This is a genomic window from Pseudomonas sp. SC11 (assembly GCF_047039205.1).
Taxonomy (GTDB): domain Bacteria; phylum Pseudomonadota; class Gammaproteobacteria; order Pseudomonadales; family Pseudomonadaceae; genus Aquipseudomonas; species Aquipseudomonas boreofloridensis.
In genome coordinates this window covers 3,903,775-3,921,214 of record NZ_CP178183.1, presented here as the reverse complement: position 1 = coordinate 3,921,214, position 17,440 = coordinate 3,903,775, and the positions used below count along the sequence as shown (strand labels likewise).

General features: G+C 60.9%; 20 protein-coding genes and 1 tRNA gene. 18 read left to right on the top strand and 3 right to left on the bottom strand.

Annotation, left to right across the window (positions count from 1 at the left end):
* The first annotated feature begins 412 nt into the window (after nucleotides 1–412).
* From rluC to ACK2SD_RS17455, 3 genes are read left to right on the top strand one after another with little or no spacing between them, the layout of a single operon-like run.
* A complete protein-coding gene (rluC, locus tag ACK2SD_RS17465; protein ID WP_412460443.1) occupies nucleotides 413–1,369 on the top strand; it encodes a 23S rRNA pseudouridine(955/2504/2580) synthase RluC in 957 nt (318 codons plus the stop codon).
* Nucleotides 1,370–1,375: 6 nt separating this feature from the next.
* The gene (locus ACK2SD_RS17460; RefSeq protein ID WP_412460442.1) at nucleotides 1,376–2,065 is read left to right on the top strand and encodes an HAD family hydrolase; all 690 of its coding nucleotides are present in this window, start codon (nucleotides 1,376–1,378) and stop codon (nucleotides 2,063–2,065) included.
* Nucleotides 2,058–3,053, top strand: coding sequence for a S49 family peptidase (locus ACK2SD_RS17455; RefSeq protein ID WP_039576293.1), 996 nt, complete (start codon nucleotides 2,058–2,060; stop codon nucleotides 3,051–3,053). The genes ACK2SD_RS17460 and ACK2SD_RS17455 overlap by 8 nt, the downstream gene beginning before the upstream one ends.
* A 37-nt stretch (nucleotides 3,054–3,090) precedes the next feature.
* Here ACK2SD_RS17455 and ACK2SD_RS17450 read toward each other — a convergent pair whose 3' ends face one another.
* Nucleotides 3,091–3,669, bottom strand: coding sequence for a Maf family protein (locus tag ACK2SD_RS17450; RefSeq protein ID WP_039576294.1), 579 nt, complete (start codon nucleotides 3,667–3,669; stop codon nucleotides 3,091–3,093).
* Nucleotides 3,670–3,764: 95 nt separating this feature from the next.
* Here ACK2SD_RS17450 and ACK2SD_RS17445 point away from each other — a divergent pair, with 95 nt between their 5' ends.
* The 15 genes from ACK2SD_RS17445 to ACK2SD_RS17375 all read left to right on the top strand — a co-directional run bounded on the left by ACK2SD_RS17445 (nucleotide 3,765) and on the right by ACK2SD_RS17375 (nucleotide 15,978).
* The gene (locus tag ACK2SD_RS17445; RefSeq protein ID WP_080754710.1) at nucleotides 3,765–4,292 is read left to right on the top strand and encodes a YceD family protein; all 528 of its coding nucleotides are present in this window, start codon (nucleotides 3,765–3,767) and stop codon (nucleotides 4,290–4,292) included.
* Between the two features lie 13 nt (nucleotides 4,293–4,305).
* On the top strand, nucleotides 4,306–4,488 hold the full coding sequence (gene rpmF / locus ACK2SD_RS17440; protein WP_008096416.1) for a 50S ribosomal protein L32: 183 nt from the start codon (nucleotides 4,306–4,308) through the stop codon (nucleotides 4,486–4,488).
* A gap of 3 nt (nucleotides 4,489–4,491) precedes the next feature.
* Nucleotides 4,492–5,502 (top strand): phosphate acyltransferase PlsX, encoded by a 1,011-nt coding sequence (gene plsX, locus ACK2SD_RS17435; protein ID WP_317871830.1) that lies wholly within the window; start codon nucleotides 4,492–4,494, stop codon nucleotides 5,500–5,502.
* 127 nt (nucleotides 5,503–5,629) lie between these two features.
* A complete protein-coding gene (fabD, locus tag ACK2SD_RS17430) occupies nucleotides 5,630–6,568 on the top strand; it encodes an ACP S-malonyltransferase (protein WP_412460441.1) in 939 nt (312 codons plus the stop codon).
* Nucleotides 6,569–6,585: 17 nt separating this feature from the next.
* Nucleotides 6,586–7,326: a 3-oxoacyl-ACP reductase FabG gene (fabG, locus tag ACK2SD_RS17425; protein ID WP_039576305.1), complete on the top strand. Its 741-nt coding sequence runs from the start codon at nucleotides 6,586–6,588 to the stop codon at nucleotides 7,324–7,326.
* 204 nt (nucleotides 7,327–7,530) lie between these two features.
* Nucleotides 7,531–7,767, top strand: a complete 237-nt coding sequence (gene acpP / locus ACK2SD_RS17420; protein WP_029612986.1) for an acyl carrier protein — start codon at nucleotides 7,531–7,533, stop codon at nucleotides 7,765–7,767.
* A gap of 171 nt (nucleotides 7,768–7,938) precedes the next feature.
* Nucleotides 7,939–9,183, top strand: coding sequence for a beta-ketoacyl-ACP synthase II (gene fabF / locus ACK2SD_RS17415; protein ID WP_029612988.1), 1,245 nt, complete (start codon nucleotides 7,939–7,941; stop codon nucleotides 9,181–9,183).
* The gene (gene pabC / locus ACK2SD_RS17410; protein ID WP_412460440.1) at nucleotides 9,183–10,004 is read left to right on the top strand and encodes an aminodeoxychorismate lyase; all 822 of its coding nucleotides are present in this window, start codon (nucleotides 9,183–9,185) and stop codon (nucleotides 10,002–10,004) included. The genes fabF and pabC overlap by 1 nt, the downstream gene beginning before the upstream one ends.
* Before the next feature lie 3 nt (nucleotides 10,005–10,007).
* Nucleotides 10,008–11,183: an endolytic transglycosylase MltG gene (gene mltG / locus ACK2SD_RS17405; protein WP_412460439.1), complete on the top strand. Its 1,176-nt coding sequence runs from the start codon at nucleotides 10,008–10,010 to the stop codon at nucleotides 11,181–11,183.
* An 18-nt stretch (nucleotides 11,184–11,201) separates the two neighbouring features.
* Nucleotides 11,202–11,834, top strand: a complete 633-nt coding sequence (tmk, locus tag ACK2SD_RS17400; protein WP_412460438.1) for a dTMP kinase — start codon at nucleotides 11,202–11,204, stop codon at nucleotides 11,832–11,834.
* Nucleotides 11,827–12,813 carry a DNA polymerase III subunit delta' gene (locus ACK2SD_RS17395; protein WP_412460437.1) on the top strand — a complete coding sequence of 329 codons (987 nt, stop codon included), beginning with the start codon at nucleotides 11,827–11,829 and terminating at the stop codon, nucleotides 12,811–12,813. The genes tmk and ACK2SD_RS17395 overlap by 8 nt, the downstream gene beginning before the upstream one ends.
* Before the next feature lie 36 nt (nucleotides 12,814–12,849).
* Nucleotides 12,850–13,632, top strand: coding sequence for a TatD family hydrolase (locus ACK2SD_RS17390; protein WP_412460436.1), 783 nt, complete (start codon nucleotides 12,850–12,852; stop codon nucleotides 13,630–13,632).
* Between the two features lie 400 nt (nucleotides 13,633–14,032).
* Nucleotides 14,033–14,668, top strand: a complete 636-nt coding sequence (locus ACK2SD_RS17385; protein WP_029612997.1) for a TetR/AcrR family transcriptional regulator — start codon at nucleotides 14,033–14,035, stop codon at nucleotides 14,666–14,668.
* 133 nt (nucleotides 14,669–14,801) lie between these two features.
* A complete protein-coding gene (locus ACK2SD_RS17380) occupies nucleotides 14,802–15,407 on the top strand; it encodes a DUF4823 domain-containing protein (protein ID WP_295483526.1) in 606 nt (201 codons plus the stop codon).
* Nucleotides 15,408–15,417: 10 nt separating this feature from the next.
* Nucleotides 15,418–15,978: a DUF1285 domain-containing protein gene (locus ACK2SD_RS17375; RefSeq protein ID WP_039576318.1), complete on the top strand. Its 561-nt coding sequence runs from the start codon at nucleotides 15,418–15,420 to the stop codon at nucleotides 15,976–15,978.
* Between the two features lie 78 nt (nucleotides 15,979–16,056).
* Here ACK2SD_RS17375 and ACK2SD_RS17370 read toward each other — a convergent pair.
* A tRNA-Asn gene (locus tag ACK2SD_RS17370) sits at nucleotides 16,057–16,132 on the bottom strand.
* A 62-nt stretch (nucleotides 16,133–16,194) separates the two neighbouring features.
* Nucleotides 16,195–17,391 carry an amino acid aminotransferase gene (locus ACK2SD_RS17365; protein WP_116887827.1) on the bottom strand — a complete coding sequence of 399 codons (1,197 nt, stop codon included), beginning with the start codon at nucleotides 17,389–17,391 and terminating at the stop codon, nucleotides 16,195–16,197.
* Nucleotides 17,392–17,440 lie beyond the last annotated feature (49 nt).

Sequence of the window (17,440 nt, the reverse complement as noted above, 5' to 3'; positions counted from 1 at the left end):
CCCTGATAATTCGGGTGCTGCCGCGCGCTGAATCCGCAACGGGTTGCATTTTTCGCCAGCGCCGTATCTGCGCTGACGCCATTCATGTCCAAGGCTGGTGTTTCCGAAGTGTTCGCCAGGCGCTGCACGGAAGCGACAAGGCGGGGCAGGGGCATGCGAAAAAGAACAGGAGGGAGATGGAACACCGCACTTGTCGTTTTTTTCGTTCTTCTCTGCTCGGCGCTGGTGGCGATTCCAGGCATCTCGGTAAACTGGCACACACCCCGTCGGACGGCCTCGCGTCCTCGAGAATTGCGTTGGCCAGAGACGGTGCGAAACCGTGCGTTACTGGCCTACCGCTTTGGGCGGCGTTCGCGACTATAGCAGCAATGATTAAGTGCTTCAATTCCATAAAAATTGTTATGATCCTGCGATGACGACCAATAATCCCCCGACTTCCGGCGTTCAGCTGATCGAAGTCGCGCCGGAACTTGCCGGCCAGCGTATCGACAACTTCCTCATCACCGCGCTCAAAGGCGTGCCCAAGACCCTTGTCTATCGCATCCTGCGCAAGGGCGAGGTGCGCGTGAACAAAGGGCGCATCAAACCCGAGTACAAGCTCCAGGCCGGCGATGTCGTGCGCGTGCCGCCCGTGCGTCTGCCCGAGCGCGACGAGCCGGCGCCGGTGGCGCCAGGGCTGTTGCAGCGCCTGGAGGCGGCGATCGTCTATGAAGACAAGGCCTTGATCGTGATGAACAAGCCGGCTGGCATCGCCGTGCACGGCGGCAGCGGTCTGAACTTCGGTGTCATCGAGGCGCTGCGCCAGCTACGCCCCGATGCCAAGGAGCTGGAGTTGGTGCACCGTCTGGATCGTGATACCTCAGGCCTGCTGATGATCGCCAAGAAACGCAGCATGCTGCGCCACCTGCATGCCGCGCTGCGCGGCGATGGCGTGGACAAGCGCTACATGGCCTTGGTGCGGGGTCATTGGCCGACCTCGAAGAAGCAGGTCAATGCGCCTCTGCAGAAAAGCAACCTGCGTTCCGGCGAGCGCATGGTCGAAGTGAATGACGAGGGCAAGGAAGCGCTGACGCTGTTCCGTGTATTGCGTCGCTTCGGCGAGTTCGCCACGCTGGTCGAGGCCCGTCCGATCACCGGGCGCACGCACCAGATTCGTGTGCACACCCTGCATGCCGGGCACATGATCGCGGGCGACAGTAAATATGGTGATGAAGATTTCACTCGCGAAATTCGTGACCTGGGCGGCAAGCGCCTGTTCCTGCACGCCTATGCGCTGACGGTGCCGCTGCCCGATGGCGGCGAGCTCAAGCTCGAGGCTCCCGTCGATGAGGCGTGGGCCAAGACAGTCGAACGCCTGGGGGCAAGCTGAGCGGCCATGCGCAAACCCTATGAACTGCTGATCTTCGACTGGGACGGCACCCTGGCCGACTCCATAGGCCGTATTGTCGATTCGATGAATGTCGCCGCTGAGCGCGCGGGTGAGATCCCCAGTGCCGAGGCTGCCGTGAAGGGGATCATCGGTCTAGCGCTGGATGAGGCGATCTCGGTGCTCTATCCGCACCTTGACGCGAATGAAGTGGCACGTTTTCGACAGCATTACGCCGATATCTATACCGATCTCGACCGGCAGCCTTCGCCGTTGTTCGAGGGTGTGGCGCAATCGCTGGAGGTCTTTCGGGCGCAGGGCTATCGCCTGGCGGTGGCCACCGGCAAGGCGCGGCGAGGGCTGGATCGGGTGCTCAAGGCCAATGGCTGGGAGGACTTTTTCGATATCACCCGTGCTGCCGACGAGACCCGTGGCAAGCCTCATCCGCTGATGCTTCAGGAAATTCTCGCGCATTGCCGGGTCGAGGCGGGCGAGGCGTTGATGGTTGGGGATTCGGCATTCGATTTGCAGATGGCCAGCAATGCTGGCATGCACTCGGTGGCCGTGGGCTACGGCGCGATGTCGCTTGAGGCGCTCGCCGAGTTTGGGCCGCAGGTGTGTATCGAGCATTTTTCACAATTGCGCGAGTGGCTGGCTGGCGCTGCGCGCTCCAATTCCAAGGTAGGTGAGCATGGCTGACGAGTGGAAGGCGCCTGCATCCGAAGATGCAGTCGAGGGCAAGGAAGAGCGCAAGAGCTGGAAGTTGCTGGAGAAGACGCTCCTGGCCAGTGTTCAAGAGCAGCGGCGTGCGCGGCGTTGGGGGATCTTCTTCAAGTTGCTGACGTTCATCTATCTGTTCGGCATCCTTTTCCTGTTCTCGCCCTTCATGGACATGGAGTCCACGGCCTCGCGCAGTGCCAGTCATACGGCGCTGGTCGAGGTGCGTGGGGTCATCGCGGATCAGGAAGCTGCCAGTGCCGACAACATCATCAAGAGCCTGCGGGAGGCATTCAAGGATGCCAAGACCAAGGCGGTGGTGATGCGCATCAACAGCCCGGGCGGTAGTCCGGTGCAGGCAGGGTATGTCTACGACGAGATACGTCGCCTGCGCGCCGAGTACCCCGCGATCAAGCTGTATGCGGTGATCACGGATCTAGGGGCCTCTGGTGCGTACTACATTGCCAGTGCGGCTGATGAGATCTATGCCGACAAGGCCAGTCTGGTGGGCTCGATCGGCGTGACGGCGGCAGGCTACGGGTTTGTCGGGGCGATGGAGAAGCTGGGAGTGGAGCGTCGCGCTTACACCTCGGGCGAGCACAAGGCGTTCCTCGATCCGTTCTCGCCGCAGAAGCCGGATGAAACAGCGTTCTGGCAAGGTGTGCTGGATACCACGCACAATCAGTTCATCGCGATGGTCAAGCAAGGTCGTGGCGATCGCCTGAAGGACAAAGAACACCCTGAGCTGTTCAGTGGTTTGGTCTGGTCTGGCGAGCAGGCCAAGGCTTTGGGGTTGGTCGATGGCCTGGGCAGCGCCAGCTATGTGGCGCGTGATGTCGTCGGCGAGAAAGAGTTGGTCGACTTCACCGTGCAGGAATCGCCTTTCGATCGCTTCTCCAAGCGCATGGGTGCCAGCGTGGCTGAGCGTCTTGCGCTGTACATGGGGCTTCAGGGGCCTTCATTGCGCTAATGCGCGCTAGCGGGGCTGCTCGACGGCCCCGCCGGTTTCAGGGTACTTGCACGCCCTCCTTGAGCAACATGTCCACCAGGCGTATGAGGGGCAGGCCGATCAAGCTTGTCGCGTCGCTGCCGTGTGTGCTCTGAAAGAGCGAAACGCCCAATCCCTCGGCCTTGAAGCTGCCGGCGCAATCCAGTGGTTGCTCGGTCTGTACGTAGCGCTCCACGCGCTGGCGGTCCAGTTCGCGCAACGTCACGGTGAAGGGGATGCAGTCAACCTGGCAGTGGCCTGTGGCGCTGTTGAGCAGGGCCAGGCCAGTCAGGAAAGTGACGGATTGTCCGCTGGCGGCCAGCAGTTGCTCACAGGCGCGCTCGGCGCTGTGTGGTTTGCCGAGGATACGTTCGCCGAGCACGGCGACCTGGTCCGAACCGATGATCAGGTGCTGTGGGTGATGTTCGGCCAGGGCTTGGGCCTTGAGCCGAGCGAGTCTGCGGACCAGTTCAGCAGCGGTCTCGTCGCCTTGGCGCGCTTCGTCTATGTCGGGACTCGCCCAGGTGAAGGGCAGGTGCAGGCGCTGGAGCAGTTCGCGCCGGTAGGGGGAGCTCGAGGCGAGCAGCAGAGGAAGCATGGTGGACTCCTTGGCAGTTGCCGTGATTCTAACATGCGTCAAGCTGCCGAATTTCCTTTGACAGAGGCGGGGGGCATCCCTAGAATGCTGCGCCTATGTTGAATGACCCGATTCCACCTCACGTTGACCCGCGCAAATTAGCCGATCGTGGCGTAACCCTCGAGGGTTCGCTGCAACTCGCTGATTTGGAAAGACTCTGCGACCCGCTTTCCGACACTGTCGGTACGGTGCAGGCGAAGTTCGATTTTGAACGAGACGAACAGCACGTTGTGGTTATCCACAGCGATTTGAATGTCGAAGTCAAAATGGTTTGCCAGCGTTGTCTTGAGCTGGTCACCCTGCCGATCCATAGCGAATGTACGTATGCTGTGGTGAAGGAGGGTGCGAATACCCAGTCGTTGCCGAAAGGCTATGACGTGCTGGAACTGGGCGAAGATCCTTTGGATCTGCAGGCGCTGATCGAGGAAGAGCTTTTGCTCGCACTTCCTATCGTGCCTGCTCATCATCCGGAAGAATGCCAGCAGCCGGCGGGCGCAGACGAGCCCGAATCGAGCAAGGACGAGGTATCGCGGTCCAACCCGTTCAGTGTCTTGGCGCAGTTAAAGCGTGACCCAAACGTTTAGGAGTTAATCAATTATGGCTGTTCAGCAGAACAAAAAATCCCGCTCTGCCCGTGACATGCGTCGTTCGCACGATGCCCTGTCGGAAAACGCGCTGTCCGTAGAAAAGAGCACCGGTGAAGTTCACCTGCGCCACCACGTGTCGCCAGAAGGCGTATACCGTGGTCGCAAAGTGATCGACAAGGGCGCTGACGAGTAATCCTTGTCCGCTCAGATCATCGCGATCGACGCAATGGGCGGGGACTTCGGTCCCCGCAGCATTGTTGAGGCCAGTATCGCTTGCCTTTCGGCTACCCCCTCGCTCCATCTGACCCTCGTCGGTCAAACCTCCCTTCTCGAAGAACTCGTCAGTGGCCTTGCAGCCATCGATCGCGCGCGCCTGCGGATCGTGGATGCCAGCGAAGTGATTGGTATGGATGAGCGGCCCTCGCAGGCCTTGCGCGGCAAGCCTGACTCTTCGATGCGTGTCGCGCTCGAGCTGGTCCGTGATGGCAAAGCGCAGGCGTGCGTAAGCGCCGGCAATACGGGCGCTTTGATGGCCTTGTCGCGTCTCGTGCTCAAAACCTTGCCGGGTATCGATCGGCCGGCCATGGTGGCGGCCATTCCTACACAGCAAGGTTACTGCCAACTGCTCGACCTGGGTGCGAACGTCGACTGCAGCGCCGATCACCTCTACCAGTTTGCTGTGATGGGATCGGTGGCGGCGCAGGCGCTGGGCGTGCGCCGCCCACGAGTAGCTCTGCTGAACATCGGTACCGAAGACATCAAGGGCAATCAGCAAGTCAAGCTGGCTGCCAGTTTGCTGAAGAACGCCCGCGGCCTTAACTATGTCGGTTTCATTGAAGGTGACGGGCTGTATCGCGGCGAGGCCGATGTGGTGGTGTGCGACGGCTTCGTGGGCAATATCCTGCTCAAATCCAGCGAAGGGCTGGCAACCATGGTCGGCGAGCGTCTGGAAGCGTTGTTCAGGGCCGGTTTGTTCGCCCGTGTGGCGGGTGCTTTGGCCAGGCCCTTGTTGCGGCGCCTGCAATCGGACCTGGCGCCGGCGCGGCACAACGGCGCAAGCTTTCTGGGATTGCAGGGTATCGTCGTGAAAAGCCACGGGTCGGCGGGTGTGCAAGGCCTGCAGAGTGCTATCCAGCGGGCGCTGATCGAGATTCAGGAAAATCTACCGCAGCGTTTGCATGGTCGCCTGGAAGACCTGTTGCCTTAGGTGTATCGGCCATGAAGTGGTTAAATGTGACCGCTTGGTCTGCGTTTCCATCCAAGTTTTCAGATTCCGTGCCCTGCCGACGGCAGGGTGCACCCCATTCGACGACAAGATCATAAGGGCTTGTTCAATGTCTGCATCCCTCGCATTCGTCTTTCCTGGCCAAGGTTCCCAGTCACTGGGCATGCTCGCTGAACTCGGTGCCGAGCAGCCGCTGATCATCGAGACTTTCAAGGAAGCTTCCGAGGCTCTGGGCTATGACCTGTGGAAATTGGTCCAGGAAGGTCCCGAGGAACAACTCAATCAAACCGACAAGACGCAGCCAGCTATCCTGACGGCCTCCATCGCGCTATGGCGCCTGTGGCTGGAGCAGGGCGGCGCGCGTCCGGCATACGTTTGCGGTCACAGCCTGGGTGAGTACAGCGCCCTGGTCGCCGCGGGTAGCTTGTCGCTCAAGGACGCCGTACGTCTGGTCGAGCGCCGCGGCCAACTGATGCAGGAAGCGGTGCCGGCCGGTCATGGCGCCATGGCTGCCATCCTGGGGCTGGACGACGCCGTGGTGGTGGATGTCTGTGCGCAGGCGGCCGAAGATGACGTGGTCAGTGCGGTCAATTTCAACTCGCCTGGCCAAGTGGTCATCGCTGGCAACAAGGCTGCAGTCGAGCGTGCCATCGAGCTGTGCAAGGCCAAGGGCGCCAAGCGTGCATTGCCTCTGCCGGTCAGCGTGCCGTCGCACTGCGCCTTGATGAAGCCAGCCGCCGAGCGCTTCGCCGAGGCGGTCAGTGCCGTCGAGTGGCAGGCTCCGCAAATCCCGGTGGTGCAGAACGTCTCTGCCGCCGTACCTGCCGATCTGGAAGCCCTCAAGCGTGACCTGCTGGCACAGTTGTACCAACCAGTGCGTTGGGTCGAGTGCGTGCAGACCCTGGCTGCCAACGGCGCGGTCAATTTGGTGGAATGCGGTCCTGGCAAGGTACTGGCCGGCCTGAACAAGCGGTGCGCCGAGGGCGTCACCACTTACAACCTCAATACCCCTGACGCCATCGCCGCCGCCCGCGCGGCGCTGGTCTGACATCTGGAGAAGCTTGCATGAGCCTGCAAGGTAAAGTTGCACTGGTTACAGGTGCCAGCCGTGGCATTGGCCAGGCTATCGCCCTCGAGCTGGGTCGCCAAGGCGCGACCGTGATCGGCACCGCCACTTCCGCCTCTGGCGCTCAGCGCATCGCTGAGACACTCAAGGAACACGGTATCACCGGTACCGGCCTTGAGCTCAATGTCACCAACGAGGCATCCGTGACTGGCGTCCTGACCTCTATCCAGGAGCAGTTCGGCGCGCCGACGATTCTGGTCAACAACGCCGGGATCACACGTGACAATCTGATGTTGCGGATGAAAGATGAAGAATGGTTCGATGTCATCGACACCAACCTCAACAGCCTTTACCGTCTGTCCAAGGGCGTGCTGCGCGGCATGACCAAGGCCCGCTGGGGTCGTATCATCAGCATCGGCTCGGTGGTCGGTGCGATGGGTAACGCAGGTCAGGCCAACTATGCCGCCGCCAAGGCAGGTCTGGAAGGCTTCAGTCGTGCCTTGGCGCGTGAAGTGGGATCGCGCGGTATCACGGTGAACTCGGTGACGCCGGGTTTCATCGATACCGACATGACCCGCGAGCTGCCAGAAGCACAACGCGAAGCGCTGCAGACGCAAATTCCGCTGGGTCGCCTGGGTCAGGCCGAGGAAATTGCCAAGGTGGTTTCCTTCCTGGCATCTGATGGCGCGGCCTATGTCACCGGCGCTACAGTGCCGGTGAACGGCGGGATGTACATGTAACAGCCGCAACTCAATGTGACGGATTGCTTAAAAAAACAGTCATACTGCGTGCCTAAAATCCGTTATAAAGCTGCAACCAGATTCCAGGCGGCAGGCCAGGCGACTCTCGTGAAGGCGCGTTACGCTTGAAAAGCAGGCGTCTTCCTATAAACTTGGGCACCGGCCAGCTGCCTGACATATATCCACTAGGAGTGAAAACTAGGTATGAGCACCATCGAAGAACGCGTCAAGAAAATCGTCGCCGAGCAACTGGGCGTGAAGGAAGAAGAAGTGACCAACAACAAGTCCTTCGTCGATGACCTGGGTGCCGATTCGCTTGACACCGTTGAGCTGGTGATGGCTCTGGAAGAGGAATTCGAGACCGAAATCCCTGACGAAGAAGCCGAGAAGATCACTACCGTTCAAGCCGCCATCGACTACGTCAACAGCCACAAGGCCTAAGACGTTGTAGTCGACGCTTCTTGTCGGGAAAAACCGCACTGCCTTCGGCGTGCGGTTTTTTCTTTGCGAGCCCTGCTGTCGATACTCGAGCAACCGAGAGCCTGTTGCCATTTCATTCCGGATGGATGAATGCAATGGCAAGAGACTCTGTTATTAGAAAAGGAGAGTGCTGTGTCGCGTAGACGCGTCGTGGTCACCGGTATGGGTATGCTGTCGCCACTGGGTACTGACGTACCGAGCACCTGGCAGGGCATTCTGGCTGGCCGCAGTGGCATCGGTCCGATCGAACACACGGACCTGAGTGCCTACTCCACCCGTTTTGGCGGCTCGGTGAAGGGGTTCGAGGTCGAGCAGTACCTGTCGGCCAAGGAAGCTCGCAAGCTTGACCTGTTCATTCAGTACGGCCTGGCGGCCGGTTTCCAGGCGGTGCGCAACGCCGGCCTGGAGGTCACTGACGCCAATCGCGAGCGTATCGGCGTGGCCATGGGTTCGGGCATCGGTGGCCTGACCAATATCGAAGACACCAGCCGGACCTTGCACGAGCAGGGGCCGCGGAGGATCTCACCGTTCTTCGTGCCAGGCTCGATCATCAACATGATCTCCGGTTTCCTGTCGATCCACTTGGGGCTGCAAGGTCCGAACTACGCCATCTCCACCGCCTGCACCACGGGCACCCACTGCATCGGCATGGCCGCGCGCAACATTGCCTATGGCGAGGCGGACGTGATGATTGCCGGCGGTGCCGAGATGGCTGCCTGCGGTCTGGGCATGGGCGGTTTCGGTGCCTCGCGTGCACTGTCGACCCGAAATGACGAGCCGGCCCGCGCCAGTCGTCCCTGGGACAAAGGGCGTGATGGTTTCGTACTCTCCGACGGTGCAGGCGCACTGGTGCTCGAGGAGCTTGAGCACGCCAAGGCGCGCGGGGCGACCATCTACGCTGAATTGGTTGGCTTTGGCATGAGTGGTGACGCCTATCACATGACCTCGCCACCGGACACCGGAGAAGGGGCTGCACGGTGCATGATCAACGCCTTGCGCGATGCGGGTGTAGCACCATCGCAGGTCAGCTACATCAATGCCCACGGTACCTCGACCCCTGCTGGCGACATCGCTGAAGTCGCTGCTATCAAGCACGTGTTCGGCGAGCATGCCTATAAACTGGCGGTCAGCTCGACCAAGTCGATGACCGGTCACTTGCTCGGCGCCGCGGGTGCCGTCGAGGCGATCTTCAGTGTGCTGGCGATCAACAGTCAGATGGCGCCTCCGACCATCAACCTGGATGAGCCGGACGAAGGCTGCGATCTGGACTTCGTGCCGCATCAGGCGCGCAGCATGCCAATCGATGTGGTGCTGTCCAACTCCTTCGGTTTCGGCGGGACCAACGGTTCCCTGGTATTCCGTCGGTTCGCCGACTGATGCACAGCTGGATCGACGGCCAGCCTGGCTCTGCGGTCAACCTGCAGAATCGCGGCCTGGCTTACGGCGATGGTCTGTTCGAGACCATCGCCGTGCGCGGCGGCAGGCCTAGCCTGCTGCAGCGTCACCTGGATCGGCTGGCGATGGGGTGTCGGCGCCTGGCGATCGATCTCGATGTGCCGCTCGCTCGCGAAGAATTGCTGGCCTATGCGGCGCAACTGGGTGAGGGTGTCGTCAAACTGATGGTCACTCGCGGTGATAGCCCACGCGGCTATGCGCCCGCGCCCGGATCCCCGGCCCGACGAATCCTGCAGAACAGCCCGCTCCCGGCCTATCCGGCAGCGCATGCCGAGCAAGGCATCTCGCTGTTCGACTGTCAAACGCGCTTGGCTCGGCAACCCCTGCTGGCCGGGCTGAAACACCTCAACCGCCTGGAGCAGGTGCTGGCGCGTGCCGAGTGGCAGGATCCTGCCTACGCCGAAGGCTTGATGCGCGATGCCCAAGGTCTGTTGATCGAAGGTGTCTACAGCAACCTGTTCCTGGTGCGCGATGGCGTGTTGACCACGCCTGAACTGAGTCACTGCGGGGTAGCCGGGGTCATGCGCGGCGAACTCTTGGATCAGGCTCGTGCGCTTGGCATCGAGGCATGCACCGCCGAGCTTGCACAAGCCGATCTGCAGCAGGCCGATGAAGTGTTCACCTGCAACAGCGTCTACGGTATCTGGCCAGTGCGCAGCGTTCCGGCGCTCAAGCTTGACTGGCCGGCCGGGCCGCTCACCCGTAAACTGCAGGCCGTCGCCCGTACGTTACTGGATACCTGATTCGTGAGACGTAAATTCCTGCTGCTGCTGGAGATGGGCCTGGTACTCGCTGGTCTGGCGCTGGGCTGGTCGGCCTGGAAGGTTCATTCGGCCTTGCAGCAACCGCTGCACATCGCTGAGGAGCGACTGATCGACGTGCCCACCGGCACCAACCCCAACCGTATGTTCTATCGCATGCAGAGCGAGGGCTTGATCGACGATGCGCTGTGGCTGCGCCTGTACTGGCGCTTCAATATGGCTGGCACCGCTCTGCACACTGGCGAATACCGCCTGACACCGGGGATGACGGTGGAAGGCCTGATCGACGCCTGGCGCCGTGGCGACGTGGTGCAGTACAACCTGACGCTCGTCGAGGGCTGGACTTTCCGGCAGTTGCGTGCCGCGCTGGCCAAGCATGACAAGATCAAGCATACCCTCGAGGGCTTGTCTGACAGCGAAGTGATGGAGAGGCTCGGTCACGAGGGTGTTTTTCCCGAAGGTCGATTCTTTCCCGATACCTATCGCTTCGTGCGCGGGATGAGCGATGTCGAGCTGTTGCAGCAGGCCTATCTGCGCCTGGATGAGGTGCTGGCCAAGGAATGGGCGCAACGCGCCGGTGATCTGCCCTACAGCGACCCGTATCAAGCCCTGATCATGGCCTCTCTGGTGGAGAAGGAAACCGGCATTGCCCAGGAGCGTGGGCAGATCGCTGGCGTATTCGTGCGTCGGCTGCGCCTGAACATGATGCTGCAGACCGATCCGACAGTGATTTACGGAATGGGTGAACGCTATAACGGCAAGATCACCCGTGCCGACCTGCGTACGCCAACGCCCTACAACACCTACACCAATACCGGACTGCCGCCGACGCCGATCGCCATGGTCGGACGCGAGGCGATTCATGCTGCGTTGAATCCATCTGCGGGCACCAGCCTGTACTTCGTTGCCCGTGGCGATGGCAGTCATGTGTTCTCCGACGATCTGAACGATCACAACTCCGCAGTCCGTGAGTATCAGCTCAAGCGCCGGGCCGACTACCGCTCCAGCCCCGCGCCGCGTGCGCCGGCCGGAGCGTCGCCGCAGGCCCAGGACGCCGAGCTTCCTGCCAGCAGCCCGTCACCCTCGAGCGAGGTGCCGGACAGTGCTCCGGGCGAAACTTCCGAATCCTCCGTGTCGGGCGATGCGCCGGCAACCCACTAAGCACATCAAGGAATGCCTGTGAGCGGTCTGTTCATCACCTTGGAAGGCCCCGAAGGCGCGGGCAAAAGCACCAATCGTGAGTATCTGGCGCAGCGCCTGCGCGAGCACGGCATAGATGTCGTGATGACTCGCGAACCCGGCGGCACGCCGCTGGCCGAACGCATTCGCGAGTTGCTGCTGGACCCTAGCGATGAAACGATGGCGGTCGATACCGAGCTGTTGCTGATGTTCGCCGCCCGCGCTCAGCATCTGGCCATGGTCATTCGTCCTGCTCTGGCGCGTGGTGCTGTGGTGCTGTGCGATCGTTTCACCGACGCCACTTACGCATACCAGGGCGGCGGTCGCGGTCTGCCCATCGAGCGCATCGCCACGCTGGAACACTTCGTTCAGGGCCAGTTGCGTCCCGACCTGACGCTGGTCTTCGACCTGCCCGTAGAGGTCGGCCTTGCCCGCGCAGCGGCTCGTGGGCGTCTGGATCGCTTCGAGCAGGAGGGCCAAGCGTTCTTCGAGGCGGTGCGTCAGGCCTACCTGCAACGCGCTGCTGCGGCCCCCCAACGCTACCATCTACTGAATGCGGCGCAGCCACTGGCTGCGGTGCAGCAAGCCATCGACACGTTGCTGCCCGACATTCTGGAGCGCAGCCGTGGCTGAGGTGTTTCCCTGGCAACAGGCGCTCTGGCAGCAGGTGGCCGGGCGTCGGCAGCATGCCCATGCCTACCTGTTCCATGGGCCACAGGGTATCGGCAAGCGCGCCTTGGCTGAGGGGCTGATGGCGCTGCTGCTGTGCCAGAAACCGCACGCTTCGCAAGCGTGCGGCCAGTGTAAATCCTGCCTGCTGCTCAAGGCTGGCAGCCATCCCGACAACTTTGTGCTCGAGCCGGAAGAGGCCGACAAGCCGATCAAGGTCGATCAGGTGCGTGATCTGGTTGCTTTTGTGGTTCAGACCGCCCAGCAAGGCGGACGCAAGGTGGTGCTGATCGAGCCGGTCGAGGCGATGAACGTCAATGCCTCGAATGCGTTGCTCAAGAGCCTGGAGGAGCCCTCGGGCGACACGGTGCTGCTGCTGGTGAGCCATCAGCCCAGTCGCCTGCTGCCGACCATCAAGAGTCGCTGTCAGCAGATTGCGTGCCCGCAACCTACGCCTGCGCAGAGCCAGGACTGGTTGGCTGCGGCATTGCCGGACGTCGACCAGAGCGAACGTGATGAGTTGCTGAGCCTGGCTGCCGGCTCGCCATTGATGGCGCTGAGCTTGCAAGCCCAGGGTGTACGTGAGCAACGCGCATTGGTCACCGAGGGCATCAAGAAACTGCTCAAGCAACAGCAGTCACCTACGCAATTGGCCGAAGCCTGGAATACAGTGCCGCTGCTGTTGCTGTTCGACTGGTTCTGCGACTGGTCGCACCTGATACTGCGCTATCAACTGACCCAGGACGAGGATGGGCTGGGCTTGGCCGACATGCGTAAAGTGCTGCAGTACCTGGCGCAGAAAAGTCGTCAGAGTCGCGTGCTGGAGATGCAGGCCTGGATTCTGGAGCAGCGTCAGAAAGTCATGGGCAAGGCCAACCTCAACCGTGTGCTGCTGCTCGAAGCGCTGCTTGCCCATTGGCTGCAGTTGCCGGGTGCGCGCTGATTCTTCCACCGCTTTTTTCAGATATGTGCCAATCCCATGCTTGTAGATTCCCATTGCCACCTAGACCGTCTTGACCTGAGCGCCCACGCAGGTTCGCTCGACGCTGCCTTGCAGGCGGCTCGCCAGCGCGGGGTCGGGCATTTTCTATGCATTGGCGTGAGCGCCGAGAATGCTGGAGCAGTCAAAGCCCTGAGCGAGCAGTATGGCGATGTCGACTGCTCGGTTGGCGTGCATCCGCTCGATCTGGCGCCGGGCGAGACGCCGGCGCTCGAATGGCTCCTGAGCGAGCTGGCTCACCCTCATGTGGTCGCAATCGGCGAAACGGGTCTGGATTACCACTACGAGCCCGAAGCTGCGACACTTCAGCAGGCGTCGTTCCGCCTGCATCTGGAAGCGTCGCGACAGACCGGCAAGCCGGTGATCGTGCATACCCGTGCCGCGCGGGCCGACACCCTCGCGTTACTGCGCGAGGCCAACCTGCCACAGGCCGGCGTGTTGCATTGCTTTACCGAAGACTGGGACATGGCGCGGGCGGCACTGGACCTGGGCTATTACATCTCACTTTCCGGGATCGTCACCTTCCGCAACGCCGATGCCTTGCGCGAGGTGGCGCGCCAGGTTCCGCACGACCGCTTGCTGGTCGAAACCGACTCGCCTTACCTGGCGCCGATTCCTTATCGCGGCAAGCCCAACCTCCCGCAATACGTGCGTGAGGTTGCCGAGTACGTAGCGTCGTTACGCGGGGTGAGCTACACCCAGTTGGCCGATCAGACCACCGCCAACTTCAAACGACTGTTCCCGCTGGCACGCGTCGCCTGATCAAGGTTTGCAGCGAGCGATTGATCGATCGCTGCAAACGGCAAAAAAAACCCGGCTTCTGGGGGAGGAATCCGGGTCAAGACCATTAGGAGTAATACACAGGCACGCGGTCCCTAGGTGCCTTCATCAATGCTTCGCTTGGGGGGAAGCTCAGCATCGACACATCTAGTATTGGTCAGTCTTGGCGCTGTGCCAGCGTCGATTGATGGTTTTTTAAACAGATTTGGCATACGTAGTCGATGCGAAATGCCTCGACCGCATGAGTCGAGGGCAGAACTGCCGTTTTCAGTACCCACCGCACGCACACTCACGATGAAACACTCACGTCAGCGGAAGAACCGTGCAATTTGGCAGCACTTAGGCATAATAATCCGCTTCGATTGTCATCCCAGTCCTTCCTATGCAGAAAGAACCTCGTAAGGTCCGTGAGTTTCGCCGTCGCGAACAAGAGATCCTCGACACGGCGCTCAAGCTGTTTCTCGAACAGGGTGAAGACAGCGTCACCGTCGAGATGATTGCCGACGCGGTCGGCATCGGCAAAGGCACGATCTACAAGCACTTCAAATCCAAGGCAGAAATTTATCTGCGCTTGATGCTCGACTACGAGCGCGATCTGAATGCGCTGCTGCATTCGAGCGATGTCGACCGCGACAAGGAAGCCCTGTCGCGCGCCTATTTCGAGTTCCGCATGCGTGATCCCCAGCGCTACCGTTTGTTCGACCGGCTTGAAGAGAAAGTGGTCAAGGGCAATCAGGTGCCGGAGATGGTCGAGCAGTTGCACAGCATCCGTGCCTCGAATTTCGAGCGTCTTACCCAGTTGATCAAGGGACGGATCAGCGAGGGCAAGCTCGAGGACGTTCCTCCGTATTTCCATTACTGTGCAGCCTGGGCGCTGGTGCACGGGGCGGTCGCCCTGTATCACTCGCCGTTCTGGAGCAACGTGCTGGAAGACCAAGAGGGTTTCTTCCAGTTCTTGATGGATATCGGTGTACGCATGGGCAACAAGCGCAAGCGTGATCCGGACCCCGCCACCTAATCACCCTGTTCCCGGCGGGTTGTGATGAATGCATGCGCAAGTCGTTCAACCGGGGCAGTGATCAGCGAACTGGCGTAAAAGCTGCATCACGCGGCTATTCGCCGGTTTTTCGTCACCGGTCACTGGAGGAAAGATGCGTAGCCTGGTCTTGCTGCTGGCGCTGATGGCGTTGGGCGGCTGCATGAAAGTCAGCGACATGGGGGAGGGGGTGCGCTACCAGTTGAGCGATGCGGGTCTGCTCGACCACAGTGACACGACGCGCACCCTGTCGGTCCGTCTGCAGCCTGACTCTTTCATCTTCATTGGCCAAGGCGCATTCGTTCCGCCGGGTAAAGGCCCGGTACCCAGACAGAACGCCGTCGCTGAAGAGGCGTTCAAGAGCTTTGTCGAGTACTTTCCGCTGGTACGTCGCGCGAAGGCTCCCCTGGGCCTGGAAGAAGCCATTGCCGAAGCTCGTTCGGTCGGCGCCCATTATGTGCTCTACACCCGGTTCGCCCGTACGGATGATCGTATCGGCAACGGTGACGAATGGTACGACGAGCAGGCTGTAGATCGTCTTGGCTGGGACACTGGCGTCGTGCAGATGATGCTGATCGAAACCAGCACTCGATATCTGATCGACACTGCGCGGATCAAGAGTCGCGGCGGTTTGTTGACGTTCCACGACAATACGCCCCAGGATTTGCTCGCTGAGCCGATGCGCGAGTACGCTCGCAGTCTTCTTGGGATGAGTCGTTAAGGAGTACGCGATGACGGGTGAGGGCAAGGCCAGTGACATCCTCGGGCAAATTCCCAAGGACAAAGGGCTGCCGCCCGTGCATCTCTGGAACCCTGATTTCTGCGGCGATATCGACATGCGCATCGCCCGTGACGGTACGTGGTACTACTTGGGTACCCCCATCGGGCGCAAGCCCATGGTTCGGCTGTTTTCCACCATCCTGCGGCGTGATGGGGACGATTACTTCCTGGTGACGCCGGTCGAGAAGGTCGGCATTCGTGTCGACGACGCGCCGTTCGTGGCTGTCTCGATGCAGGTCGAGGGTGAAGGCGAGGGTCAGGTATTGCGTTTTATCAGCAATGTCGACGACCAAGCCGAAGCCGGACCAGAACATCCTTTGCGGGTGCACACCTGCGCTGACACGGGCGAGCCAGCGCCTTATCTGCTGATGCGCAGCAACCTGGAGGCACTGATCCACCGCAACGTGTTCTACCAATTGGTGGACCTTGCAGTGCCGCGGATGATAGAGGGCCAGTCTTGGCTTGGCGTGTGGAGTCACGGTCAGTTCTACCCGTTGGGGCGAGCCGACTGAGTCGGGGCTGCAGAGAGAAAGCGTGCGCCCGAAAACGAAAAACCTCCAGTGCTTGCGCATCTGGAGGTTTTCAATGTGTGGCTCCGCGACCTGGACTCGAACCAGGGACCCAATGATTAACAGTCATTTGCTCTACCGACTGAGCTATCGCGGAATCTGAGCGTATCTTAATGAATGCCAAGGGGAAGTCAACCCGCCCCTTGGCAAATCAAGCGCTTACAGCACCTCGACGATAGCTTTGGTCACCACGTGGATGTTGCTCTGATTCAGCGCGGCCACAGCGATGCGTCCGGTGTCCAGCGCATAGATGCCGAACTCGTTCTTCAGACGTGCCACTTGCTCGACGGTCAATCCGGAGTAGGAGAACATCCCGACCTGACGGCCGACAAAGCTGAAGTCGCGCTTGGCGCCATACTGGGCCAGCAATTCGACCATCTGCTTGCGCATGCCATGGATGCGTTCGCGCATCTCACCTAGCTCGGTTTCCCACATCTGCCGCAGTTCGGCGTTGTTGAGTACGGTGGCGACGATGGTAGCGCCATGGGTCGGTGGGTTGGAGTAGGTGGTGCGGATCACACGCTTGACCTGCGACAGCACGCGGGTGCTTTCGTCCTTGGAGCCGGTGACGATCGACAGGGCGCCTACACGCTCGCCGTACAGCGAGAACGATTTGGAGAACGAACTGGAGACGAAGAAGTCCAGACCCGATTCGGCGAAAAGACGCACCGCGAGCGCGTCTTCGGCGATGCCGTCGCCGAAGCCCTGGTAGGCCATGTCGAGGAACGGGATATGGTTTTTGGCTTTGACCACTTCCAGCACGTTCTTCCAGTCGTCGAGCGACAGGTCGACACCCGTTGGGTTATGGCAGCAGGCGTGCAGGACGATGATCGAGCCCGAGGGCAGGCTGTTCAGGTCTTCGAGCATGCCGACGCGATTGACGTCGTTATTCGCAGCGTCGTAGTAGCGGTAGTTCTGCACAGCAAAACCGGCCGACTCGAACAGGGCGCGGTGGTTTTCCCAGCTCGGATCGCTGATGGCGACGGTGGCGGTGGGCGACAGACGCTTGAGGAAGTCGGCGCCGATCTTCAGGGCGCCGGTACCGCCGACGGCCTGTACGGTGACCACGCGGCCGGCAGCGAGTAACGGGGATTCTGCACCGAACAGCAGCTTCTGCACGGCTTGGTCGTAGCTGGCGATACCGTCGATCGGCAGGTAGCCGCGCGAGGCCCGTTGGGCTGCACGCTGGGTTTCAGCCTCGATCACCGCACGCAGTAGCGGGATGCGACCTTCCTCGTTGCAGTAAACACCAACGCCCAGATTCACCTTGTCGGTGCGTGGGTCGGCATTGAAGGCTTCGTTGAGGCCCAGAATGGGATCGCGGGGTGCCAGCTCGACAGCGGAAAACAGGCTCATTGTTACCTTGGCTCTGAAGTGGAGAGTGATGGGAAATGCACGCTCCAGC

Coding starts and splice junctions, on each gene's coding strand:
- rluC (WP_412460443.1), top strand. CDS start 413: ATGACGACCAATAATCCCCCGACTTCCGGCGTTCAGCTGATCGAAGTC.
- ACK2SD_RS17460 (WP_412460442.1), top strand. CDS start 1,376: ATGCGCAAACCCTATGAACTGCTGATCTTCGACTGGGACGGCACCCTG.
- ACK2SD_RS17455 (WP_039576293.1), top strand. CDS start 2,058: ATGGCTGACGAGTGGAAGGCGCCTGCATCCGAAGATGCAGTCGAGGGC.
- ACK2SD_RS17450 (WP_039576294.1), bottom strand. CDS start 3,669: ATGCTTCCTCTGCTGCTCGCCTCGAGCTCCCCCTACCGGCGCGAACTG.
- ACK2SD_RS17445 (WP_080754710.1), top strand. CDS start 3,765: ATGTTGAATGACCCGATTCCACCTCACGTTGACCCGCGCAAATTAGCC.
- rpmF (WP_008096416.1), top strand. CDS start 4,306: ATGGCTGTTCAGCAGAACAAAAAATCCCGCTCTGCCCGTGACATGCGT.
- fabD (WP_412460441.1), top strand. CDS start 5,630: ATGTCTGCATCCCTCGCATTCGTCTTTCCTGGCCAAGGTTCCCAGTCA.
- fabG (WP_039576305.1), top strand. CDS start 6,586: ATGAGCCTGCAAGGTAAAGTTGCACTGGTTACAGGTGCCAGCCGTGGC.
- acpP (WP_029612986.1), top strand. CDS start 7,531: ATGAGCACCATCGAAGAACGCGTCAAGAAAATCGTCGCCGAGCAACTG.
- pabC (WP_412460440.1), top strand. CDS start 9,183: ATGCACAGCTGGATCGACGGCCAGCCTGGCTCTGCGGTCAACCTGCAG.
- ACK2SD_RS17390 (WP_412460436.1), top strand. CDS start 12,850: ATGCTTGTAGATTCCCATTGCCACCTAGACCGTCTTGACCTGAGCGCC.
- ACK2SD_RS17385 (WP_029612997.1), top strand. CDS start 14,033: ATGCAGAAAGAACCTCGTAAGGTCCGTGAGTTTCGCCGTCGCGAACAA.
- ACK2SD_RS17380 (WP_295483526.1), top strand. CDS start 14,802: ATGCGTAGCCTGGTCTTGCTGCTGGCGCTGATGGCGTTGGGCGGCTGC.
- ACK2SD_RS17375 (WP_039576318.1), top strand. CDS start 15,418: ATGACGGGTGAGGGCAAGGCCAGTGACATCCTCGGGCAAATTCCCAAG.
- ACK2SD_RS17365 (WP_116887827.1), bottom strand. CDS start 17,391: ATGAGCCTGTTTTCCGCTGTCGAGCTGGCACCCCGCGATCCCATTCTG.